The 22,322-nt window shown below is 40.9% G+C and carries 23 protein-coding genes, 1 tRNA gene and 1 riboswitch; of the genes, 5 read left to right on the top strand and 19 right to left on the bottom strand.

The annotated features are described in order from the left end of the window. Positions 1-9: 9 nt before the first annotated feature. Positions 10-768, top strand: a complete 759-nt coding sequence (locus ACH3Z1_RS09145; RefSeq protein WP_490821623.1) for a YdcF family protein — start codon at positions 10-12, stop codon at positions 766-768. On the opposite strand, the gene ACH3Z1_RS09140 is transcribed toward ACH3Z1_RS09145, so the two are convergent. Genes ACH3Z1_RS09140 through ribD form a run of 3 tightly spaced genes read right to left on the bottom strand, consistent with a single transcriptional unit; the run spans position 752 to position 3,311 of the window. Next, positions 752-1,369, bottom strand: a complete 618-nt coding sequence (locus ACH3Z1_RS09140) for an IMPACT family protein (protein ID WP_490821622.1) — start codon at positions 1,367-1,369, stop codon at positions 752-754. The two genes, ACH3Z1_RS09145 and ACH3Z1_RS09140, sit on opposite strands and share 17 nt — an antisense overlap. After that, entirely contained in the window at positions 1,366-2,256 is an 891-nt protein-coding gene (locus ACH3Z1_RS09135; protein WP_490821621.1) for an EamA family transporter, read from the bottom strand. Before ACH3Z1_RS09135 ends, ACH3Z1_RS09140 begins: the two co-directional genes overlap by 4 nt. Continuing rightward, complete coding sequence (gene ribD, locus ACH3Z1_RS09130; RefSeq protein ID WP_490821620.1) at positions 2,253-3,311, bottom strand: bifunctional diaminohydroxyphosphoribosylaminopyrimidine deaminase/5-amino-6-(5-phosphoribosylamino)uracil reductase RibD; 1,059 nt, start codon at positions 3,309-3,311, stop codon at positions 2,253-2,255. Before ribD ends, ACH3Z1_RS09135 begins: the two co-directional genes overlap by 4 nt. A gap of 42 nt (positions 3,312-3,353) precedes the next feature. Between ribD and prmC the strand changes: the two genes are divergently transcribed. After that, the gene (prmC, locus tag ACH3Z1_RS09125; RefSeq protein ID WP_490821619.1) at positions 3,354-4,202 is read left to right on the top strand and encodes a peptide chain release factor N(5)-glutamine methyltransferase; all 849 of its coding nucleotides are present in this window, start codon (positions 3,354-3,356) and stop codon (positions 4,200-4,202) included. 4 nt (positions 4,203-4,206) lie between these two features. On the opposite strand, the gene ACH3Z1_RS09120 is transcribed toward prmC, so the two are convergent. From ACH3Z1_RS09120 to tgt, 16 genes are all read right to left on the bottom strand, one after another. Next, on the bottom strand, positions 4,207-4,608 hold the full coding sequence (locus ACH3Z1_RS09120; RefSeq protein ID WP_490821618.1) for an ExbD/TolR family protein: 402 nt from the start codon (positions 4,606-4,608) through the stop codon (positions 4,207-4,209). 26 nt (positions 4,609-4,634) lie between these two features. Then, a complete protein-coding gene (locus ACH3Z1_RS09115) occupies positions 4,635-5,318 on the bottom strand; it encodes a MotA/TolQ/ExbB proton channel family protein (protein WP_490821617.1) in 684 nt (227 codons plus the stop codon). A 208-nt stretch (positions 5,319-5,526) separates the two neighbouring features. Continuing rightward, on the bottom strand, positions 5,527-6,462 hold the full coding sequence (locus tag ACH3Z1_RS09110) for an SPFH domain-containing protein (protein ID WP_490821616.1): 936 nt from the start codon (positions 6,460-6,462) through the stop codon (positions 5,527-5,529). 99 nt (positions 6,463-6,561) lie between these two features. Continuing rightward, positions 6,562-7,401 carry an endonuclease/exonuclease/phosphatase family protein gene (locus tag ACH3Z1_RS09105; RefSeq protein WP_490821615.1) on the bottom strand — a complete coding sequence of 280 codons (840 nt, stop codon included), beginning with the start codon at positions 7,399-7,401 and terminating at the stop codon, positions 6,562-6,564. An 87-nt stretch (positions 7,402-7,488) separates the two neighbouring features. Beyond that, a complete protein-coding gene (locus ACH3Z1_RS09100; RefSeq protein ID WP_490821614.1) occupies positions 7,489-8,112 on the bottom strand; it encodes a hypothetical protein in 624 nt (207 codons plus the stop codon). Beyond that, the gene (locus tag ACH3Z1_RS09095; protein ID WP_490821613.1) at positions 8,109-8,648 is read right to left on the bottom strand and encodes an RNA polymerase sigma factor; all 540 of its coding nucleotides are present in this window, start codon (positions 8,646-8,648) and stop codon (positions 8,109-8,111) included. Before ACH3Z1_RS09095 ends, ACH3Z1_RS09100 begins: the two co-directional genes overlap by 4 nt. 33 nt (positions 8,649-8,681) lie before the next feature. After that, positions 8,682-9,533 (bottom strand): hypothetical protein, encoded by an 852-nt coding sequence (locus ACH3Z1_RS09090; RefSeq protein ID WP_490821612.1) that lies wholly within the window; start codon positions 9,531-9,533, stop codon positions 8,682-8,684. A gap of 67 nt (positions 9,534-9,600) precedes the next feature. Then, positions 9,601-10,722, bottom strand: a complete 1,122-nt coding sequence (locus ACH3Z1_RS09085) for a hypothetical protein (protein ID WP_490821611.1) — start codon at positions 10,720-10,722, stop codon at positions 9,601-9,603. Between the two features lie 194 nt (positions 10,723-10,916). Continuing rightward, a complete protein-coding gene (locus ACH3Z1_RS09080) occupies positions 10,917-11,375 on the bottom strand; it encodes a hypothetical protein (protein ID WP_490821610.1) in 459 nt (152 codons plus the stop codon). A 49-nt stretch (positions 11,376-11,424) separates the two neighbouring features. After that, complete coding sequence (locus tag ACH3Z1_RS09075) at positions 11,425-13,818, bottom strand: ribonucleoside-diphosphate reductase subunit alpha (protein ID WP_490821609.1); 2,394 nt, start codon at positions 13,816-13,818, stop codon at positions 11,425-11,427. A 32-nt stretch (positions 13,819-13,850) separates the two neighbouring features. Continuing rightward, positions 13,851-14,822 carry a ribonucleoside-diphosphate reductase small subunit gene (locus tag ACH3Z1_RS09070; RefSeq protein ID WP_490821608.1) on the bottom strand — a complete coding sequence of 324 codons (972 nt, stop codon included), beginning with the start codon at positions 14,820-14,822 and terminating at the stop codon, positions 13,851-13,853. Positions 14,823-14,935: 113 nt separating this feature from the next. Next, a riboswitch (cobalamin riboswitch) is annotated at positions 14,936-15,126 on the bottom strand. Between the two features lie 140 nt (positions 15,127-15,266). Further along, a tRNA-Ala gene (locus ACH3Z1_RS09065) sits at positions 15,267-15,340 on the bottom strand. 123 nt (positions 15,341-15,463) lie between these two features. After that, positions 15,464-16,003 (bottom strand): hypothetical protein, encoded by a 540-nt coding sequence (locus tag ACH3Z1_RS09060; protein WP_490821607.1) that lies wholly within the window; start codon positions 16,001-16,003, stop codon positions 15,464-15,466. Between the two features lie 103 nt (positions 16,004-16,106). Continuing rightward, positions 16,107-17,429 carry a citrate (Si)-synthase, eukaryotic gene (locus ACH3Z1_RS09055; protein ID WP_490821606.1) on the bottom strand — a complete coding sequence of 441 codons (1,323 nt, stop codon included), beginning with the start codon at positions 17,427-17,429 and terminating at the stop codon, positions 16,107-16,109. A gap of 143 nt (positions 17,430-17,572) precedes the next feature. Then, entirely contained in the window at positions 17,573-18,664 is a 1,092-nt protein-coding gene (locus tag ACH3Z1_RS09050) for an LptF/LptG family permease (protein WP_490821605.1), read from the bottom strand. Between the two features lie 108 nt (positions 18,665-18,772). Further along, positions 18,773-19,912: a tRNA guanosine(34) transglycosylase Tgt gene (tgt, locus tag ACH3Z1_RS09045; RefSeq protein ID WP_490821604.1), complete on the bottom strand. Its 1,140-nt coding sequence runs from the start codon at positions 19,910-19,912 to the stop codon at positions 18,773-18,775. Positions 19,913-20,089: 177 nt separating this feature from the next. Between tgt and ACH3Z1_RS09040 the strand changes: the two genes are divergently transcribed. The 3 genes from ACH3Z1_RS09040 to ACH3Z1_RS09030 are packed head-to-tail and all read left to right on the top strand — an operon-like array spanning position 20,090 to position 22,318. Then, positions 20,090-21,214 carry a glycosyltransferase gene (locus tag ACH3Z1_RS09040; protein ID WP_490821603.1) on the top strand — a complete coding sequence of 375 codons (1,125 nt, stop codon included), beginning with the start codon at positions 20,090-20,092 and terminating at the stop codon, positions 21,212-21,214. Next, positions 21,184-21,831 carry a 16S rRNA (guanine(527)-N(7))-methyltransferase RsmG gene (gene rsmG / locus ACH3Z1_RS09035; protein ID WP_490821602.1) on the top strand — a complete coding sequence of 216 codons (648 nt, stop codon included), beginning with the start codon at positions 21,184-21,186 and terminating at the stop codon, positions 21,829-21,831. Before ACH3Z1_RS09040 ends, rsmG begins: the two co-directional genes overlap by 31 nt. Next, positions 21,815-22,318 carry a hypothetical protein gene (locus ACH3Z1_RS09030; RefSeq protein ID WP_490821601.1) on the top strand — a complete coding sequence of 168 codons (504 nt, stop codon included), beginning with the start codon at positions 21,815-21,817 and terminating at the stop codon, positions 22,316-22,318. Before rsmG ends, ACH3Z1_RS09030 begins: the two co-directional genes overlap by 17 nt. Positions 22,319-22,322 lie beyond the last annotated feature (4 nt).

The raw sequence follows: 22,322 nt of genomic DNA, 5'->3' as shown, positions 1-22,322 counted from the left end.
CTTCTGCTTATGTTTTTTATTCTTTCCAAGCTATTGTTTTTTTTATTGATTCCATTTACATGGATCATGGTTTTATTGATTTGGATATATTTTACCAAATCTGCGAAACTTAAAAGAAGGCTCACAATTCTTACGATTGGTATTACCATCATTTTTTCGAGTCCATGGTTATATAAAAAAGCTACACTTGCATGGCAGTTCCCTAAAAAAACATTAGCTGCACAGGAACAATATGAAGTGGGCATTTTATTAACGGGCATGGTACTGTTCGACAAGTATAATGAAGGTTTTTTCGGAAGTTCATCAGACAGGTTTATTCAAACAGCTACTTTATACCATACAGGAAAAATTAAAAAAATATTGCTTACGGGAGGAAGTGGATCTTTATTATACGACTATCCGGCCGAAGCTGAATACCTAAAAAACGCTTTAGTAAGCAATGCCGTTCCTGAAAAAGACATTATTGTAGAACCTCTTTCGAGGAATACTTATGAGAATGCCATATTCAGTAAAAAAATTATTGATTCATTACAACTCAAACCTCCTTTTCTGGTCATTACATCCGCATTCCATATGCGAAGATCCAGTGCAGTATTTAAGAAAGCGGGGATTGCATTTGAAACTTATCCCTGCGATTACAAAGTAATTGAAGGCAAATTTTCGTTTGATGACTTACTTATCCCTGACGCTAAGCTGCTAAGCAACTGGTCTGAGTTATTAAAGGAAATAATCGGTCTGGCCGTTTACAAGATTACAGGGAAAGCTTAGTTTTTGATATTTCAACCGTATGCAGGTCTTTCAGCTTGTATAAAATGTCTTCCAATCTGGCTTTGGGTATGCCAATTCTTAGGTGACAAAATAGTTGTATTTCCTGCAGCAACACTGAACAGTTATATTGTTTTACCAATATCATCACTTCATTCATTTTTGTATAGTCAAACTGCAGATCATACAAAACCTCAACTGGTTTCTGTATTACGGGTACCAGTTGCAGAGCCATGGATGCTGCTGATTTATATGCGTTAATCAATCCCGGTACGCCCAACAATGTTCCGCCAAAATATCTGACCACAACGATACACAGATTGGTCAATTCCTTGCTGTCAATTTGTCCCAGAATGGGCCTGCCTGCTGAACCCGAAGGTTCTCCATCATCACTAACCCTGAACTGGTTACCATCGAGTCCAATCCTGTATGCAAAACAGTGGTGTACGGCTTTGGGATGCTCTTTCTTCAGGTTTTGTAACTGCAACTTAAAATCTTCTACAGCATTCAATGGAAAAGCATAAGCCAGAAAACGGCTACCCCTGTCCTTGAATTCAGCAAATCCGGGTTTATCTATGGTCTGATAATAATCTTGTTCAGTCATAATTGATCTCCAAATGCAATCAGGTAAATAGCCAGCAGCGATAAGAGTATGCCCAGCCAATTGATTTTTGATAAACGTTCTTTAAATAATATCCCTGCAGCTATTGCACTGAACAACACTATTCCCATATTATTTACAGGAATGCTCGCACTGGTTTGCCATGGGCTTTCTTTCAGGAAATGAACAAGACACCAGATGGAGAAATAATTAGGAATACCAATCAACACTCCTGCAAAAAGACTTTTCCATTGAAACTGCTGCTTCTTTCTTAGAAGCTGTATCAATAATAATACTGAACCAATGGTTGCTGCAGAGAAAAATGAGCTTACCAGGTAATCATTGTTATTCTCTGCTGTTACATATGTTAGTTGAACATGGTTAATTAACGCGTCAAGAAGTCCACTACTCAGAAACAGGACCAGTGGCAACATATACAGCATAAGCCCTTGCTTACCCTGACCAGTTGAATTTGAGCGTGGCGTATAACAGGTAAACACAACTGCCGCCAATGCCAATACAACACCTGCTGCTTTCCAGCCTGCTACCGTTTCATTGTATAGATAGACCGATAGTATAACCGGAATAATCAAAGATAATTTATTGGCCACGGATGCAACCGCCACACCGTTTTTTTGTGCTGTTAATGCCACTACATTAAAGATGCTTACAAACATGGCTCCCATGATACAGGCCCATTTAAACCAGGGCATATCAATATTAGTAGCATGAACAGGAAAAGAACCATTTACCAGCGAACCGGTAACGACACAGGTAATATAATTGAACACAATAGCCTGGAAAACATTTACACGATATTTCTGACAGGCTTTAAAAGATAAAGTGAGATAACTGGTTAAGACAATACTGCCAATTAAATAGATCATCATAGGGCAAGAGATTGATCGTTATGATAAAATCTGATTTCATCATATCCTATATGCATGGTGTTTGACATTTGTGCAGCAGGTAATGCAGGCGCCCTCAACCCTACACCTGTATTTAATTGCAGGTTGGTAATGGTTCGAAGTTCATCCCAATATCCTTCCTGTAAAAAGGACTGTAATAAAGCTGCACCTCCTTCAACAAGTATACTTTGTATCTGCTTTTGATAACAATACAAGAGTATCTGATGAATGATTGATGATACTTTCTCTACCCGTACATATGTAATTGTTCCTTCCTGCCCTTCCTTTTCTTCGTTAAATACAATAACAGGATATTCATCATGAAACATATTCAGCGATAATGGTAAGCGCAGTTCTCTGTCAATTACCATTCGCAAAGGGTTTTTACCACTCCATAAACGGTTGGTAAGTGATGGATTATCTTTTAATACTGTTGCTGTTCCAACAAGTATGGCCGATTCTTCTGCTCTCCATTGATGCACAATACGATTGGTATCAGCATGTGTAATCAGTAATCTCTCCGATGTATTTGAAGCGATATATCCATCAGCCGTTTGCGCCCATTTCAGTACGATATAAGGTCTGTTCAATTGATGAAAACTGAAAAAACGACGGTTGAGTTGTTTGCATTCTTTTTCCAGCACATTTACCATTAATGCTATTCCTGCATTTTGCAATTGCTCAATACCCTTTCCATTGACCGCCTCAAAAGGGTCCCTGCAACCAATCACTAGTTTTTTAATTTGCTGTTCGATGATCAGTTTCGTGCAGGGTGGTGTTTTACCATAATGTGCACATGGCTCCAGTGAAACATACAAAGTTGAAAAAGGAATAAATGCCCGATCAGCTTCTGTAACACTTTTTATGCAGTTTACTTCTGCATGTGGGCCTCCATACTGCTGGTGCCAGCCTTCACCAATGATCCTGTTATCGTGTACCAGCACTGCCCCTACCATCGGGTTTGGTGCTACAGAGCCTGCTCCCAGTTGGGCCAGCTCAATACAACGGAACATATATGCTTCATGAAGATCGGTCATGCGAAAGGGCAAAAATAGCCAAATGCTGCTTAACATTGCAGCATGACCCTTTTACAAGCCAAAGAGCACTTGTTACAAAACCTTGTTCAGTTCTATGATAACAGGGAATCAGAACAGATTACCCATATGGTATTGGAGCATATAACCGGCATGAGCAGAACGGAAAGGGCTATTCATAAGCAACAAGAACTTTCCAGCGAACAAGTTCGCCAAGTCACAGTTTATAATAGGGAATTGGCTTCAGGTAAGCCTGTTCAGTATGTATTGGGAGAAGCCTGGTTTGCAGGTTTGCGTTTTCTGGTAAATGAACACACTTTGATTCCCAGACCTGAAACAGAAGAATTGGTTGAATGGATAAAAGCTGTTGCCTATCCGGAAACAAAATCTGTACTTGATATCGGAACCGGATCGGGCTGTATCCCCATTTCACTCAAAAAAAATTTCCCGCTCTGGAATATACAGGCGGCCGACCTGAGCCCGGGTGCCATACAAGTAGCTCAAGAAAATGCAAAATTACTCGGGGCTGAGATTGATTTTATTCAAATGGATTTTCTCGATGAACAAAACTGGTCAGCGCTTGCACAATTTGATATCATTGTGAGCAATCCTCCTTATATCAAAAATTCTGAAAGCGCAACCATGGCAACACATGTGTTGAACCATGAACCGCATCTGGCTTTGTTTGTACCTGATGATGATGCCTTGATTTTTTACAGAAAAATAGCTGCATTCGGAAGAACGCACCTGAAAAAAAAGGGGTTGGTATTTCTCGAAATCAACCAGCAATCAGGCACTGAAGTATGTACTGTTTTTGAAAATGCCGGCTATACAGCCATACTCCGACAAGACCTGCATGACAATGACAGGATGGTGTTGGCTGAGTTAGTATAGCCTATTACTGCCCCGAATTATCCACAGCCATTACCGGGGTGGCTCCGAGTTTCTTGATCACCTGCATTACTTTAATAGCAGTGCCTAAATGAGAAGTACTGTCTCCATTTATAACGACAGAAGGTTTTTCTGTTTCTTTCGACAGGTAAGCTTTCAATTCAGCTTCTAATTGTTCGATTGTTGTACGCTGAGAGCCGATATAAAGGTTTTGGTCTTTATCTACTGTAATGACCACCGTTTGTTTGGCCCGGGTATCACTTTTTGCTTTGGGGTTCGACACCTTGATGACATTCGGGTTGGCTAGTGTAGAAACAATCAGAAAGAACAATAACAGAATGAACAGGATGTCGTTCAAAGCTCCTGTATGCATTTCGGGATGTGTTCTTAATCGCTTTCTGATGTTCATACAATCTGTTTACTGTGGTGACCTGATTAACGGGTGGGTTCCTGGAGGATATCAATAAATTCAGCGCTCGCTGCCTCCATCTTATTGGCTGTTTTATCGATCTGCGTACTCAGGAAATTGTGACCTACATAGGCAATCAACCCAATAATCAGACCTGTGGCCGATGTAATCATTTTCGTATAGATACCACCTGCAATCGTATTCAGCGTGTATTCACCTGTTGAAGCAATGCCATAAAACAATTGCACCATACCTACAATAGTACCGAGGAAACCAAACATAGGAGCAATACCGGCAATTAATGAAAGAATATTGAGGTTTCTTTCCATGCTGTACATTTCCAGTTTACCTACATTCTCCATACTTTTTTCAATGGCATCAAGTGGTTTACCAATACGCTGGATCCCTTTGTCGATCATTCTTGCAACAGGGTTATTGGTATTTTTAGCAAGGTTTCTTGCTGCCTGCACATTACCCGACATAATATTGTCGCGGATAATATTCATAAAATTAGGTTCAATACGGGAAGCACGGCGTATGGCCATCAGTCTTTCTACAAATACAAATATGGCTACTACCAGCAATGCATACAAGGGATACATGATCCAGCCACCTTTCTGAAGCAGGTCCCACATCGAAATCTTTTCAGCGGCTGCGGCAACAGAACTTGTTACCTGTTGTAAAGTATCTGTCTGCAATAATTGAAACATACCTGGTAATTTGGGTTAGGCTAAAATTAGACCCTAACGCAAAAGAAAGGTGTGCATGTGAATAAAATTACCCGGGGAGCGCTTTTTAGGAAAGCTTTTGCACATAAAGGCCTGCTTTCACGAACCATTAACAAGAACCTCCTTTCTCTCCTTTACCTGCCCCTGATTTACATCCGGGGCAGGTAAAGGAAAGAGAAGGCTATAAAAATTAAGATGCAGGTGGTATATCTTTTGCTTTCATCATGGCCATGATCTGTTGCATGGTTCTGTCCATACCCTGTGCGCTGCCATCTAAAAAGATAACATTGCCCTTTCCGTATTCGGCAAAATTCTTCACTGCTTCTGTCCACATACTGAAAAGGATCACATTGGTATCCAGATTGGCCTGTTTCATTTGTTCTGCAGCCTGACTCATACCTCTTGCTACTTCCTGGCGGAACAATGCCACACCCTGACCACGCAATCTTGCAGCTTCACGCTCTGCTTCTGCAGCAATTTTAATGGCATTACCTTCGGCTTCTGCTGCTTTGGTTTTGGTGATCAGCAAAGCTTGTCCTTCGTTTTCAGCAGCGGCTTTCAGGTTATTACTGGCCACCACTTTACTCATGCTTTCCATGATACGTGCATCAAATGTGATGTCGTTGATCTGGAGATCCTGTAAATGATAACCCCATTCTTCCAGTGATATATCAATCTGTTCTTTTACGAATTCAACAATCTCTCTGCGCAGCAATAATATTTCAGCCTGACGTTTTGTTGCTACATAGGAACGAATGCTACCCTCAACCGTTCTGATCAGGGCCTGCATCAAATCTTTATCGCTGATGAATTTGAATGCTACATTTTTGATGGTTTCTTCATCCTGGTTAATCACAGAATAAAGCAACATGCTTTTGAAATTCACATTGGCCTGATCAATTGTCACCGCCTGAAACTCCAGTTCAACTGATCGGTTTTGTATACTTACTGTTTTAAACACCTGTTCAAGAATAGGTATTTTAAGATTCAAACCGGGGCGAAGTATTCTTCTGTATTTACCAAACATGGTAATTACATCGATGGTACCCTGGTTAACAGTTACAAGCGAAAGGAAAATAAATAGTATGACTACAATGATCCAGCCATAATCGATTAGAAAGCTCATGGTATGCAGTTTTATGTTTAAGCAGGCATCGACAGATACCTGCTTCTAATTTAATGATTAGTAGGGGCAATACCCGATTTCTTACAGGAAAGATGTCAATTATTTCCCCAGCTGAATTTCAGCCAGTACGGGAAAATGATCGGATGGAAACTTACCATTGTAAGAATCCGTTAAAACACCCCATCTTTTTACGGAAAAATGCCTCGTAACAAAAATATGATCAATGATATCGCCTGTTGTGTAATTACGTCCGAAGTTTTGAAAGGTTCCATTGTTTACATACGGATGTTTCACTTCTTTGTAGGTATCCCGCAATATTCCCGAATTGGCAATTAGCTGGTACCATTCAGTTGCGTGGTTACCATTAAAATCGCCTGTTAACAGTACTGGGGCATCACCCGCTATCAGCTTTATTTTTGCCAGTATTAGCTTGCTGCTTTCTCTTCTTGCCACCATCGCCTGGTGATCGTAGTGTACATTAAAACAGTAAAATGTTTTTCCGCTTTTCTTTTCTTTTAGCTGCACCCAGGAACAGATCCGATTAATACGTGCATCCCAGCCAAAACCTGGTTTTTCCGGTGTTTCCGACAACCAGAAATCACCGCTTTTTAATAACTCAAACCTGTCTTTTTTGTAAAAGATAGCTGAATGCTCTCCTTTCGACTGTCCGTCATCCCTGCCAATACCATAACGTGCATATTCTGGTAGTTGCTGTTGAATATCGTCTAACTGATTTTTAAACCCTTCCTGTGTCCCAAAAAGATCAAACCCGTGAAAACGTACGAGGTTAGCAACATACACTTTCCTGTCTGTCCAGAGGTTACCGGTATCTCTTGGTGTTTCTAACCGAACATTAAACGTACCTGTGATCAGCGTTTGCGCTTTTACCGCATATAACTGAACGAAAAAAAGAATCATCAACAAATATTTTCTGTTCATATCCATCAGATTGAAACAGAAAGGTATTTATTTTTCAGGAGCGGACAGATTAAGAAATCATCATTCCCACATAAAAGTTAATAACGATTACAAACTATCCTTCCGCACTGGTGCAATGCGGTAATCATTAGATGTAATTCCTTTTACACCCCTTGTTTTCCTGGGAAAAGAATCCTGGATAGATGCCTTTGTTTTTTTCTGAACCGTTTCTATCAACGGAGGTAATTCCTGCTTCTTTACTGTTTCATTTTCTTTTGCTTCAACAACCTGATTTGTGATCACGGGTTGTTCTTTTTCAGTTGCAGTATTCTCTATTATATGATCTACAGGCAGATCGGCCTTATCTGTATAAATACTCTCTGTCTGCTTTGCGGGTGAGGAATATTTCTTTTGCATTTGATCATCAGCCTTGGGGACAGTTATTGGATTTGAAGAAGGAATGATGGAAGTTTCTTTATGCTCATCGGGGCGATTGAGGTAAAAAATAATACTCACCAATGCAGCAAGAAAAATATAAAAAATAATATTCCCGGGAAACCGGAAACCTGGCAATGAACTGTTCCCATTATGAGAGTCGCCTGTTTTGTCTACAGGCATTTCCACATCGAGCTGTTGCTCAATCCTCGCCCAGATGGCATCGGCCATATCGGGCACAGGCAATTGTTGCAGTTTTTCTGCAACCAGTTGCTCGTATGTGGTTAAATGATTCATGTTTTTAAAAGTGCTTGTTGTAATTTTTTTCTGGCTTCACTTAAATGCCATTTCGATGTACCCTCGCTGATTTGTAATTGTTCGGCTATTTCTCTGTGGGTATATCCGTCCACAGCATACAACACAAATACAGCATGTGTAGCAGGGGGTAATTTCTGGATCAGCTCCATCAATTCATCCGCACCCATTTTCTGCAGAGCACGGTTGTCTATTGCCGGCTCCTCCACTGTTTCCAACTCAACATTTTCACTAAACCTTTCTCTTGATTTTATCTGATCGAGTCCTTCATTAACAACTATTTTTTTGACCCACCCATGCAATGAACCTTTCTTTGGATCGAAATGATGAATGTATTTGAAGACTTTTACGAAAGCATTACTCAGGATATCGGCGGCATCAGATTCATCACGTGAATAACGGAGTGCAATATGCATTGCAAAAGCATAAAATTCACGGTAAAGTGCTTCCTGCGCTTTTCTTTTGTTTGCAATGCAATCCTGCACCAATAATGCTGTATCGTAGCCAACCTCTGTCATTAACCCATTACACTATTTTCCATTTGTTATAAATTATATCCCATCAGACCTTTCAGTATACACATCCTGTTTTCTTTTTAAAAGGATCGCTGAAGCTACAGCAGAGAGTATCATTTTTTCTTTTGGTTCAAGGTCATTTACAATCCATACTTTATTATCCATAATATCTATCAATCCTACAACACCATCGTCCCAACGCAGTTCATAACCTGTATGAATAGGACCACCCAATACTTTGCCTTCTTTGCCAGATGCCGTTACCCGTTTGGTAAGAAACAATGGTTTTATTTCAATCTTCTCCTTACCATTGGTTACATAACCCAGGTCTTTTGTTTGCGGACGTTCAAATGCATTCTGTTTGGTTTTCTTTGCATCGAATTCATTCAGCATGGTGAGCGACCATACTTCACCTTTATTGAAATTCAATGGAACAATAGTTGCCGAAAATGCATATTCGTATTTATCTGTTCTTTTCAGGTTATTCAGCCAATCCATATTCGACTTATACACAATCTGACTTTCTGAAAATCTTTCCTGCGCCAGCACTTCTGTTACAAGACTTGCATCCTGGATGGAATACTGAAAGCGATTTTTCTCATTGTATTTCTCCCTGTCAGAATAAATATTGAAGCCGCTGAGTATAATATCTTCTGCCTTCAGACTGAACCTTGAAAAGCGACTACCATTAGAAATATCCCATCCTCTTTTTACAGACGAGGTAACATAATTGCCAAAACTCAGTTGTTCGTTGAACTTCCATCCGTTCAAACCTTCTACTTTCATGGCAGTTGCCTGTGAGCTGAATTGTTCTGGAACGGCAATTTTAACTGCTGTGCAGGAGGCCAGTAAAACCAGGCCTGTTAGTATCGTTATATATGTTTTCATTTTTTTTCAGTTTGCAAAATTATCAAGAGACATAAGAACAGGGAACTTCTTCCCTGTTCATGGGTTATTAATAGTGATAAGTGGTCTTCGTAGTGTTTAAAACAGTGCCTGTTTGCGCTGATCTGAATTCTTTTACCAGACTTACAGGATAACCTTCCCCATCATAAGCATAGCTGTATTTAACCGGATCCAGTGTGAGGTTACCTGAATAATATTCTTTTCCTGTCCAGCTAATATTGTTTTTTGAATGACGCGACATCCGTATATCGGGCCAGTTCATATGGATATAAGGATTAATATTTGTATCATAACCATAATCAGACCATTCATTGATATTATTGGATGCAACAGATGACCGTCTGATCTGGTTGCCTTTCTGCGATAACATGTAATAATCTTCCCAACCATTACTGTTGATATGCTTGATCTGGGTTTCAACGCCATCGGTTTTCATGGTATAAGTAACGGTGGCATTTGTTTCCTCACCTGCCCTCACTTGTCTGAAAGATTTTATTTTTCCCTGCTGGTCGTAGCTGATATAGAGTTTACTGATTTCATTACCACTCTCATCTTTTTTAATTGTTTCGGCTACTTTTTCCTGCTTATAGATCAGGTCTTCAGTAACGGCAACATATATGTCTCCATTTGTTCTTTTCTTGAAGAGTAGCACTTTCACCAGCTTTCCCTGGGCATCGTACTGGTATTCTGTTTTACTCTCGGCTCGATAAGTGCCATTCGCCAATACAGCATGCAATTCATACTTTAATTTCTTTGCTGCTCTGCCACCACCAAGGGTGTAAATAATATTTTCCCGGATATTGTTACGGTCCAGTGTCATTTCATCGGTCTGGTTCCATTCTTTTACCAACAAATGGTAGCGAACATGATTAGCAGGTATGCTGATTTCATTTACGCCGGGTTTCAGTCTCACATTAAGCATATGTGGCTGCATACTGCTGTCGTAGCTGGTAAGGGTAAAACTGGCTGGAATATTATCGTAAATAATATCACCAATTCTGATGATGGCCTGTACTTTAATTGTCAGCCGCTGTGGCTGCTGGTGTCCGCCACCATGCTGTGGCTGGTTGGGATTGGTTACAGGTACAGGCAGGTCTTTTTTGGTACATGAAGCGAGTGCAGCGATCATCAGTACAATCATCCATACACGGGCTATACGATTCTGTTTCATTTTTTGCTTTTTTGATTACTTGATTACTATGAATACCCTCCAGCAATCAAAAAGCGTTGGGTAGGCTAAAAGCGATTAACAGTATTTTAACAAATCCAGGAAAAAACCTTCCGGATACCTATATCCAATAAAAAACATGCAGTTTGTGACTGCATGTTTTTTATTGATCCCGCCTCATTTCGAGGCTCTTCTTATTACTCTGATTTTTTCATTCTTGAAAACGGGAATCCGTTACAGCCTTTCCGTGGGTTAGACCTGTCAGTTTTATTGGGGCCGAATTCTGCTATTGAATCAGAAACTGCCTTATATACACTCAGACAGAACCCCCATGTGTAGGGTTCCATTCCTGTAAACTTCATATAGTCAATTCTTGTATAAAGACCTGCATCTGATTTGTTCTGGGCATCATTCCTTGCAATGATGTATTGCTTCTCCTTATCCCAACGTAAAATATGGTATCGCGATGATGGATGTTGTATCCATAGTGAGTCGCTGATCGTGTACCTGATACCATAATCATCTAAAAAAACGGCGGGCATCGTTACCGGAATGGTATCAGCAACATGTGTACCATCAATCCCTGTTCTGCATTGCTGAACGGGATATGAAAACCCGGCTGATAAAAAACAGAACAATATCAATATATATTTCATAAATCAGGTTTGTTTCAAATGTAACAAGATATATGTTCCACTCTTTCTTTTATGATCCACAACTGATACATCCATCCTGCATTGAACAGGAAGATCCATTAGCTACTGTTGGTTCAACATCACTGCCCGTTACAGGAGAGACACCTGTTAGCGGGATTCTCCGATCTTCTATAACTGCTTCTTTTTGTTTGTCGACCGTAAACTGAACTGCCTGTGTTGCTGCCTGTGTGCGCAAATAATACATGCCTGTTTTTAATCCCTTTTTCCATCCATAAAAATGCATGGATGTAAGTTTTGAAATGGTAGGACTATCAATAAACAGGTTCAATGATTGCGACTGGCATATATAGGCTCCCCTGTCTGCCGCCATATCAATGATACTGCGTTGTTTGATTTCCCAGACTGTTTTGTACAATTCTTTGATATCTGCCGGTATTTCTTCAATATGCTGAATAGATCCGTTTGCGGCAATTATTTTATTCTTCATGCTATTGTTCCACAAGCCAAGCTGAACAAGGTCTTTGAGCAAGTGCTTATTTACAATGATGAACTCGCCACTCAATACCCTGCGTGTGTAGATATTGGATGTATATGGTTCAAAACATTCATTGTTACCAAATATCTGTGAGGTTGATGCCGTTGGCATGGGTGCTACCAGCAAAGAGTTGCGGGTGCCATACTGTATCACTTCTTTTCGAAGGGTTTCCCAGTCCCAACGATCACTGGGTGTTTCATTCCACATATCGAACTGAAAAATACCCTTTGACAATGGCGAGCCTGCAAATGTTTCATAAGCGCCCTGTTCTTTTGCCAGGTCTTTGCTGGCCGTCATGGCAGCGAAATAGATGGTTTCAAATATATTTTTGTTGAGCAGTTTTGCCAGATCACTTTCAAATGGAAGCCGAAGCAGAATAAAGGTATCTGCTAATCCCTGCACTCCAAGTCCTATAGGCCGATGCCGCATATTGGAATATTTTGCTTCTTCTACCGGATAATAATTTCCATCGATAACCGCATTCAGGTTTTTTGTAACCTGGTATGTGACTTCATATAATTTCTGATGATCGAATTTCCCTTCTGTTATAAATCTTGGCAAGGCAATCGATGCCAGGTTACAAACGGCTACTTCTTCGGGAGATGTGTATTCCAATATTTCCGTACAAAGATTGCTGCTTTTGATGGCGCCTATATTCTGCTGGTTGCTTTTGCTGTTGGCGGCATCTTTATACAGCATATAAGGTGTTCCTGTTTCAATCTGTGATTCGAGTATTTTAAACCAGAGTTCCTGTGCCTTTACTTTTTTTCTGGCTTTACCTTCTGTTTCATAGCGGGTATATAACTCATCGAATGCACTACCCCAGCAATCACTCAAGCCGGGTGCTTCATTTGGACAGAAGAGACTCCATTCCTCATTGGCTTCCACACGTTTCATAAAAAGGTCTGATATCCACAAAGCAAAAAACAAATCGCGGGCCCTCAATTCTTCTTTGCCATGGTTTTTACGTAAATCCAGGAACTCAAAAATATCTGCATGCCAGGGTTCGAGGTAAATGGCAAATGCACCTTTACGTTTACCACCGCCCTGGTCTACATATCTGGCCGTATCATTAAATACACGCAGCATCGGAATGATTCCATTACTGGTTCCGTTGGTACCGCCGATATAACTTCCTGTTGCTCTTATATTATGAATTGACAGGCCAATACCTCCGGCACTTTGTGAAATTTTGGCCGTTTGTTTCAGCGTATCATAAATACCATCAATACTGTCTTCTTTCATGGTAAGCAGGAAACAACTACTCATCTGTGGCTTTGGCGTTCCTGCGTTAAACAGAGTAGGTGTTGCATGGGTGAACCAGCGTTCGCTCATTAAATGATAGGTTTTAATGACAGAATCAATATCATTTTTATGAATTCCCACAGCTACCCGCATATACATATGCTGTGGTCGTTCGGCCACTTTCCCATTGATACGTAAGAGATATGATTTCTCCAGCGTTTTAAATCCGAAATAGTCAAACCCATAATCCCTGTCGTAAATAATCGTACTGTCTAACAGGTCTGCATTTTCTTCAATCACCTGCATAACATCATCTGCTATGAGCGGAAGTTTTTTTCCGGTAGCTTCATCTGTATAATGATACAGCTTGCGCATGGTGGCTGAAAAAGATTTCACGGTATTCTTATGCAGGTTACTCACTGCTATACGTGATGCCAGTATCGCATAATCAGGGTGCGTAATGGTTAATGATGCTGCTGTTTCAGCGGCCAGGTTATCAAGATCGGTAGTGGCCACACCTTCAAAAATACCTTCAATGGTTTTTTTTGCCACATCAATCACGTTGACGATCGGACTCAAACTGTACGATAGTTTTTCAATACGTGCGGTTACTTTATCGAATTTGACGGATTCTTTTTTTCCGTTTCTTTTTATTACATACATAGAATATTTTTTAGGATGATGATTTAAATATTTTAGAAATCTTCTTCTGTAGAAAAAACCTGGTTGTCTTTGCCACTCATTACCCCTGCTTTCTGATAGTCTCCCACACGTTTTTCAAAAAAGTTGGTTTTACCCTGCAGAGAAATCATTTCCATAAAATCGAAAGGGTTATGGGTATGATAGAGTTTGGGATATCCGAGTTCACTGATCCAGCGATCGGCTACAAATTCAATGTATTGCTGCATCAACTGCGCGTTCATGCCTATCAGGTTTACAGGAAGCGCTTCTGTGATGAATTGTTTTTCGATAGTTACCGCATCGGTAATGATGGCATACACTGCTTCCTGTGTGAGTTTGTTTTGCAGCATGCTGTACAATAAACAGGCAAACTCGCAATGCAGGCCTTCATCGCGGCTGATCAGTTCATTGCTGAAAGTTAGTCCCGGCATGAGTCCCCGTTTTTTTAGCCAGAAGATGGAACAGAAACTGCCGCTGAAGAAAATACCTTCTACTGCTGCGAATGCGACCAGACGCTCAGCAAAATTTCCGTTCTCAATCCAGCGAAGTGCCCATTCTGCTTTCATTTTTACAGCAGGAACCGTTTCGATTGCATGGAAGAGTTTATCTTTTTCAACAGGGTCCTTTACATAAGTATCAATCAGCAAAGCATATGTTTCGCTGTGAATATTTTCCATCATGATCTGAAACCCATAAAAACAGCGGGCTTCGGGCAACTGCACTTCACTCATGAAGTTCACGGCGAGATTTTCATTGACAATACCATCACTGGCTGCAAAAAAAGCAAGTACATGGCTGATAAAATGACGCTCCCCATCATTTAAAGATGCCCAGTCTTTGAGATCATTACTGAGGTCAATTTCTTCTGCGGTCCAGAAACTGGCTTCATGTCTTTTGTACTGTTCCCAGATAGCGGGATAATTAATGGGCAGGATCACAAAGCGATCCTTATTCTCCCTCAGGAGAATTTCATTGTTTTGTTCCATAGCATACTTTTTTTTGTATGCTCACGGCAGTGCAAATACTGATAGCTGAAAAAAAGTACACAATGTGCAACAGTCATTTCAGTACCGGCTTTTCCTCCGAAAGCTTACGTTACTAATTAAATTTGATGTTGGCAGGTCTTCTGACTTACTTCCCTGTTGTCTGCCTTCCCATCCCGCTGATAACGGGGCAGTGACTTGTAGATGAAACAGGTTATTGAAGCTTACAGCTACGGGGATAGTTCCGGAATTACACGGGATTCCCTTTTAATCCCGCAATGCGGGAACCAAATACGGGTTCTAAAGTAGTATGGTATGGTGAGAGATAAAGGAACTATTATACACGATGTGTTGAAAACCTTTGAAACTTGCAATCAGTAAGTGTTATAAAGAGGCAATCATTCGTTGCATAAAAAAAGTCAGTCCTAAAGACTGACTTTTGTATTGTGGAGAATACCGGATTCGAACCGGTGGCCTCTTGCATGCCATGCAAGCGCTCTAGCCAACTGAGCTAATTCCCCTTAATTTCCAAACATATGGCCTTCCCGATTACCATCGGGACGCTCTAGCCAACTGAACTAATTCCCCGTTACAGGACTGCAAATGTATGGGCTGACCTGTTTCCTGCAAAATTTTTAATCCGTTTACAACCACCCCCTCTCTTTATACATCGCATACCCAATTTTCAGCGACTCCTTAATCTGTGCCATTATAACCGGATCATTCTTTTTAATATGAAAACAACTCTTGCCTTTCAGACATTTGAGCAATTCAGGCTTGAATACGCTTTTCATTTCCGGTTGTGCATAGACGGGCATATAATAAAAGCCTACATATCCTTTCTGCACCAGGATGCCTGCAAACCAGACTTCATCGCGCTGGCGTCCGTGAATAACGGCTGGCTTCTGACTTACCAGACACATCATACCCCCATACCCTCCTACGAGTTCCAGACTACCTTTCTGGTAGGTTAACAGCATTTGTCTGATGTTCTCAAAAATGGGAACCAGTTCTGGTTGCCCGGCCGACTTATCGGCGTACTTGATCTTAATTTCCTTTTTCTTTTTTTCCGGCGCCGCTTTTTTAGCGGGTGCTTTTGCAACTGTTTTTTTTACTGTCGTTTTGGTAGCAGTTTTTTTTGCCGGTTTTTTTGTGGCTGTTTTTGATGCTATTGCTTTTGCCATAGGTAATTCGTTTCAGTTCCCTCAAAATAGAAAATCAAAACGGGATAAAAAAGAGAAAGTCCATAGTTGGCTATGGACTTTCTCTTTTTTATATTGAAATTCTTTATTCCCAAATCTCTCCCTTACCATCCAGCCATTGCTTAACGGCGTCGGTGGTAACAGATTTTGGACGCTCGATGGGCAGACCCAGAGCCCTGTCCCAACAAAGACTTGCCAATACGCCGAGCGCTCGGCTTACGGCAAATAATACGGTATAGAATTCATACTCCACTAATCCGTAGTGTACCAATAATGCACCGCTGTGTGCATCTACATTGGGCCATGGATTTTTTACTTTACCTAATGATTCTAAAATGGGTGGCACGGTTTCATATACTTTCCAAACGGTGTTGACCAGTTTGTCATCGGCCATATGTTTTTTACCAAACTCCATCTGGGCAGTAAAACGAGGATCGGTTTTACGTAATACTGCATGACCATAACCAGGTACCACTTTCCCCGAAGACAGTGTTTTCTGTACATAATCTGCAATCTGCTCCTTGCTTGGATCATCTGTTCCCAGTTGTTCCTGCATTTCAAATATCCATTTAATCACTTCCTGGTTGGCCAGACCGTGTAAAGGACCTGCCAGTCCGTTCATACCTGCAGCATAACTCAGGTAAGGATCGCTCAATGCTGAACCCACCAGGTGGGTGGTATGTGCCGATACGTTACCACCTTCATGATCAGCATGAATGGTCATATACAAACGCATCAGTTCTTTAAAGCTCTCATCATCATATCCCATCATATGGGCCAGGTTACCTGCCCAGTCTAATAAACCATTGGGGTGAATATGTTCGTTGTTTTTGTATTTACGGCGATAGATATAGGCTGCAATGCGAGGTAAACGTGCAATCAGATCCATTGCATCGTCGTACACCGGATTCCAATAATCTTTTTTATTGATGCCCTTTGCATACTCTTTAGCGAAATTACTTTCTGTCTGCAAAGCCATTACACCCGTTACAAACATGGTCATTGGGTGTGTACTGATGGGTAATGCATCAATGGTTTGAAATACATGCGTAGGCACATGGCTGCGGCGCTGCCATACGCTGGTAATATGATTGGCATCTTCTTCGGTCGGCATTTCGCCAACCAGCATCAGGTAGAATAATCCTTCCGGCAAAGGTTCACCTCCTCCCGGTGCTTTTGGTAAATGTTGCTGTAATTCTGGAATAGAATAACCTCTGAAGCGAATACCTTCCTGTGCATCTAATAAACTGGTTTCAGTTACCAGCCCTGTAATACCTCTCATTCCCTGGTAGGCCTGTGCAAGGGTAACTTCTCCGATCTTTTTATTTCCGTGTGTTTTCAGGATGTCTTTGATCTCGGCATTGGCAGCATCTGCTTTTTCCTTGAATCGATCTTTAATGATTCCCATTTCGTAAAATTTTAGCTATGGCGTTCGTTATAAAAAAATGATTAAAAGTCTTGCTCAGGGTGCTTTTCAGGCCGCTAAAGGTAACACTTGTTAGCCTGCTCAGCAAAACAAAAAGCATGAAGCTTGTGTAAACTCCGTTAAAATCATTTGGGAGCCTTTCGATATAGGAAAATCACCACAAAAATGAAGATGAAATTGGGTATCCAGGCGGCCAGCAGGGGCGGCAAATCACCTTTCGTGGAGAAGATGGTTGAAAAACGATCGGTAAGAATAAACAGTGCCGCGGTTACAAAACCTACAGCCAGGTGTACCCCACTTCCGCCTCTCACTTTTCTCCCCGCAACAATGGCCCCGATCAGGGTCAGTAAAATGACAGTTACACAGGTGGCATCTCTTCTGTATCGCTCAACTTTCAAACCATTCAATCCCTCCGAGCCCCTTAATTCTTCCAGTTCAATAAACCGGTCGAGTTCAGGGGTTGTCAATTTATCCTTGGTGTATTTATCACGACTGAGGTCTAGTGGATTAAAATTAAAAGCCATTATCTTTTCCGTTGTCAGCGAAACTTCTTCTCCTTTATCTGTAATCTTTCTTTGCAGTAATGATTCCAGCTTCCACTTACGTGTAGCTGTATCCCAAACAATCTGATCGGCCCGCAGGTTTTCCACTACTTTGTTTTTCTTTACTGTGAATGAAAAATAAGGCCCCCCTCTTTTTGTAAGGGTATCATATGCATAGATGCCTGCATAAGTAAAAGAATCAATACGCAAATAAATATAGCTGCTTGTACTGATCAGGGCATTATAGCTACTGTTTTTATCGATATAATTGGCCTCGAAACTTCCGCGAATCTGGTTGGCCCTTGGCACCACATACTGATTGGCGAACCATAATATTGATGCAAGAATAACACCACCTACCCAGTAAGGTCTTAACCATCGGTTGTAACTGGTTCCGCTGGCTAATATGGCGATAATTTCACTCCTGCCAGCCATTTTGGATGTAAAAAATATGACTGCAATAAATACAAATAACGGGAGCAGAAGTGCAATAATATGGGGGACAAAACCGTAATAATATTGTGTAATAATGTTTTGTACCGATAAACCCGACCGCACAAAATCATCTGTTTTTTCACTCACATCAACCACAATAGCAATCACCGCAAAAAGGAAAATAGCAAAAAAGAAAGTGGTCAAAAATTTCTTCAGTATGTACCAGTCTAATTTCTTCATAGCGGCTTATGCCGTCAAAGATACAGGGTTGATGTGTTGGAGAAGAAAAAAGGATGTTAAAGCAGGACATAGTCCATAGTTAATGGCTATTAGCTATGGACTATTAACTCACCTCCTTGTTTTCACCTGCTCAACCATTCCGGCTTTCCAGGAAGCAAAATCGCCTGCAAGAATATGTTGGCGGGCTTCGCCCACCAGCCACAGATAAAATGACAGGTTTTGAATACTGGCCAATTGCATACCCAATATTTCATCGGCCACAAATAAATGGCGCAGGTAGGCTTTTGTATAAAACCGGCTCATCTCATTATCCAGCCCCGGATCAATGGGAGAAAAATCAGTAGCCCATTTTTTATTTTTGATATTCACCACCCCCTCTGTTGTAAAAATCATTCCATTCCTTCCATTGCGGGTGGGCATTACACAATCAAACATGTCAATACCTCTGTCAATACATTCCAGTATGTTCCAGGGGGTTCCTACACCCATCAGGTAACGGGGTTTATCAAGCGGCAGATGCTCTGTACACAACGCGGTAAACTCATACATCATTTCTTCCGGCTCACCTACACTCAATCCACCAATGGCATTTCCTGCAGCGCCTTTTGATGCAATGTATTCACAGGATGCTTTACGCAGGTCTTTATAGGTACTACCCTGTACAATGGGAAAAAGATTTTGCGTGTACCCATATTTATCAGGTGTTTCAGCCAGTCTTTGTACACATCGGTCAAGCCAGCGATGCGTAAGCTCCATACTTTTTTTGGCATAGGCATATTCACTCGGGTATGGCGGACATTCATCAAATGCCATGATGATATCAGCTCCGATACTTCGCTGGATATCCATGACCGATTCGGGTGAAAACAAATGCTTGCTGCCATCAATATGCGATTGAAACATGACGCCTTCTTCCTTGATCTTTCGGTTGGCGGCCAGAGAAAATACCTGGTAACCTCCGCTATCCGTTAATATTGGCCGGTCCCATCCATTAAAACGATGCAATCCACCCGCAGCTTCCAATACTTCTGTACCCGGACGCAGGTATAAATGATAGGTATTACCGAGAATGATCTGCGCCTCCACATCATCTTTTAACTGCTGTTGCGTAACCGCTTTTACCGTGCCTACTGTACCAACGGGCATAAAAATGGGTGTCTGGATCTCGCCATGATCGGTTTTGATCTTGCCTGCCCTTGCCCTGCTATTGGCCGAAGTTGTTTCCAGTTCAAATATAAGTGCCGCCATTCGGCAAAAGTAGTTGAAAGTCGGAAAGACGGAAAGTCTGAAAGTCCGGTAGAAACCCGAATCAGTGAAAATTTTCTTTCGGTCTTTCAGACTTTCCGTCTTTCGGACTCCCTCCGGACTTTTCCACATCTCCACACTCCATTCACACATAGCTCATTCAAACCTTATTTTTGCCAAATGACCATACCAACTCTGCTCTGGGATATTTGCTTTTATGCCTTTTGTGCTGTTATTGCCATTCAGTTGTTTTATTACCTGTACTTTTTCCAGCGCCTTGCCTTCTTTCATTCTCCACAAAAAGAAACATCTATTGAACATGCTGTTTCGGTGGTTATCTGTGCAAGAGATGAGGCCCATAACCTGGTAAAAACATTACCCGGTGTATTGGTTCAGCAATATAAAACCACGCATGAAGTGGTTTTGGTAAACGATAATTCTACTGACGATACCAAATACCTGGTAGATGAGTTCAAGAAAATGTTCAAAAACATCAACTATATTGAACTCACACAGGAAGCAAAAATGATCAGCGGAAAAAAATTCCCCTTATCAATGGGTATTAAAAGTGCCCGGCATGAAATTCTTTTGCTCACCGATGCAGATTGCGTACCCGCTTCTGAACACTGGATTCAAAGAATGCAGGAATGTTATACAGACGGAACCGAAATTGTACTGGGTTATGGCGCCTATCATAAAAAACCAGGTTTACTCAACAAACTGATTCGTTTTGAAACCTTTCATACGGCCATTCAATATTTATCATATGCCCTTGCCGGTGTCCCGTATATGGGTGTGGGCAGGAACCTGAGTTATAAAAAAGATGTTTTTCTTCGCAACAAAGGATTTTCATCGATTAATCAGATACCCAGTGGCGATGATGATTTGTTTATTAACCAGGTAGCACGACCCGACAATACCACTATTTGTATTGATAAAGATGCGCATACCCTGAGTGAACCTAAAACAAGATGGAGTGACTGGATGACGCAGAAATATCGCCACTATACCACCAGCAATTATTACAAAGGGTCTCATAAGTTTTTACTGGGGTTGTATTCCTTCTCTTTATTCTGGATCTACCCCTTGCTGGCCGTAAGCATCATTTTTTACAACTGGTGGATGGCATTGGCTGTATTTGGCGTTCGTTTTTTATTACAGGCAGTCGTTCTTTATAAGTCAATGAAGAAGTTAAATGAGAAGGATCTCTGGCCCTGGTTTCTTTTCTTTGATATCTGGATGTTCTTTTATTTCATCTTTACCGTTCCTGCCATATGGAAAGCACCCCGCAAAAACTGGGATTAGTCCTGAAATATTTCAGCGATTTTACACCGCATCAGATTCAGCAGTTTGAGGCACTGGAAGAATTATACAAAGAATGGAACGCTAAGATCAATGTAATATCGAGAAAAGATATCGACAGCATTTATCTGCACCATGTGTTGCATTCACTGAGTATAGCCGCCATTGCAAATTTTGAACCCGGTACCCAAGTAATTGATATTGGCTGTGGTGGAGGTTTCCCCGGTGTACCACTGGCCATTTTTTTTCCTGAAGTAAAATTTCACCTCGTTGATAGTATAGCTAAAAAATTAAAGGTAGTAGATGCCGTTGCTGAAGGCGCGGGCATTAAAAATATTACTACCCAACACAGCAGGGCCGAAGAAATCAAAAACAGGAAATTCGATTTTGCTGTATCCCGTGCTGTTGCTCCTCTGAAAGACCTTTGGCAATGGGCCGGACCTTTATTGAAGAAAGGGCACCAGCAGGAAATTGCCAATGGCCTTATCTGTTTAAAGGGCGGCGACCTTGCCCAGGAAATTTTTGAAAGCGGTCTGAGGCCTAGGATGATGCCGGTTGATAAGATTTTCCCTGAATCCTATTTTGAAGAAAAATACATTCTACATGTACACAAACAGTGATCCAGTAAAGTCAAAATTTTGCTTGTTTACTGCAATCCTTTTATCAATTACTGTAGTTTTCTGTTTTTGTACCTTTTTTATTGTAATTATAAAATCTATAGACCTTTTTTTAGACATTGAGCTTATTTGGATTCCACTACTTCTTCTATCTTTTATATGGATCTTGATAGTTGAGGTGTATGTAAAAACCAACTCTATCACTTTTCTTGACAATACAATAAAAATCTCTAGAATATTAGGTTTAACAAGCGAGAAAGAGATAAATCTTACAGAATTTGATGGCTTTTACACCGTGAACATACACTACAAAAGTGGTACATATGAACATCTCTTCTTTATCAAAAACAACAAACGTTATTTTGCTGTTACTGAGTTTTATCACTCTAATTATCAAGAGCTAAAAGCTATCGCTTCAAAAAAATTAAAGGATTTAGGTCCTATTAAATCAAATCTTTTTAAAGAGTTAATCAATAGTTTTAAAATCTAATCAT

The sequence above is a fragment of the Sediminibacterium sp. FW305-C-49 genome (genome assembly GCF_058231085.1).
This window is presented reverse-complemented; position numbering and strand designations above follow the sequence as displayed.

Coding starts and splice junctions, on each gene's coding strand:
- prmC (WP_490821619.1), top strand. CDS start 3,354: ATGACCCTTTTACAAGCCAAAGAGCACTTGTTACAAAACCTTGTTCAG.
- ACH3Z1_RS09050 (WP_490821605.1), bottom strand. CDS start 18,664: ATGAAGAAATTAGACTGGTACATACTGAAGAAATTTTTGACCACTTTC.
- ACH3Z1_RS09090 (WP_490821612.1), bottom strand. CDS start 9,533: ATGAAAACATATATAACGATACTAACAGGCCTGGTTTTACTGGCCTCC.
- ACH3Z1_RS09070 (WP_490821608.1), bottom strand. CDS start 14,822: ATGGAACAAAACAATGAAATTCTCCTGAGGGAGAATAAGGATCGCTTT.
- ACH3Z1_RS09105 (WP_490821615.1), bottom strand. CDS start 7,401: ATGAACAGAAAATATTTGTTGATGATTCTTTTTTTCGTTCAGTTATAT.
- ACH3Z1_RS09060 (WP_490821607.1), bottom strand. CDS start 16,003: ATGGCAAAAGCAATAGCATCAAAAACAGCCACAAAAAAACCGGCAAAA.
- rsmG (WP_490821602.1), top strand. CDS start 21,184: ATGGAAAGCACCCCGCAAAAACTGGGATTAGTCCTGAAATATTTCAGC.
- ACH3Z1_RS09115 (WP_490821617.1), bottom strand. CDS start 5,318: ATGTTTCAATTATTGCAGACAGATACTTTACAACAGGTAACAAGTTCT.
- ACH3Z1_RS09075 (WP_490821609.1), bottom strand. CDS start 13,818: ATGTATGTAATAAAAAGAAACGGAAAAAAAGAATCCGTCAAATTCGAT.
- ACH3Z1_RS09085 (WP_490821611.1), bottom strand. CDS start 10,722: ATGAAACAGAATCGTATAGCCCGTGTATGGATGATTGTACTGATGATC.
- ACH3Z1_RS09140 (WP_490821622.1), bottom strand. CDS start 1,369: ATGACTGAACAAGATTATTATCAGACCATAGATAAACCCGGATTTGCT.
- ACH3Z1_RS09080 (WP_490821610.1), bottom strand. CDS start 11,375: ATGAAATATATATTGATATTGTTCTGTTTTTTATCAGCCGGGTTTTCA.
- tgt (WP_490821604.1), bottom strand. CDS start 19,912: ATGGCGGCACTTATATTTGAACTGGAAACAACTTCGGCCAATAGCAGG.
- ACH3Z1_RS09145 (WP_490821623.1), top strand. CDS start 10: ATGTTTTTTATTCTTTCCAAGCTATTGTTTTTTTTATTGATTCCATTT.
- ACH3Z1_RS09110 (WP_490821616.1), bottom strand. CDS start 6,462: ATGAGCTTTCTAATCGATTATGGCTGGATCATTGTAGTCATACTATTT.
- ACH3Z1_RS09135 (WP_490821621.1), bottom strand. CDS start 2,256: ATGATGATCTATTTAATTGGCAGTATTGTCTTAACCAGTTATCTCACT.
- ACH3Z1_RS09040 (WP_490821603.1), top strand. CDS start 20,090: ATGACCATACCAACTCTGCTCTGGGATATTTGCTTTTATGCCTTTTGT.
- ACH3Z1_RS09100 (WP_490821614.1), bottom strand. CDS start 8,112: ATGAATCATTTAACCACATACGAGCAACTGGTTGCAGAAAAACTGCAA.
- ACH3Z1_RS09030 (WP_490821601.1), top strand. CDS start 21,815: ATGTACACAAACAGTGATCCAGTAAAGTCAAAATTTTGCTTGTTTACT.
- ACH3Z1_RS09120 (WP_490821618.1), bottom strand. CDS start 4,608: ATGAACATCAGAAAGCGATTAAGAACACATCCCGAAATGCATACAGGA.
- ACH3Z1_RS09055 (WP_490821606.1), bottom strand. CDS start 17,429: ATGGGAATCATTAAAGATCGATTCAAGGAAAAAGCAGATGCTGCCAAT.
- ribD (WP_490821620.1), bottom strand. CDS start 3,311: ATGACCGATCTTCATGAAGCATATATGTTCCGTTGTATTGAGCTGGCC.
- ACH3Z1_RS09095 (WP_490821613.1), bottom strand. CDS start 8,648: ATGACAGAGGTTGGCTACGATACAGCATTATTGGTGCAGGATTGCATT.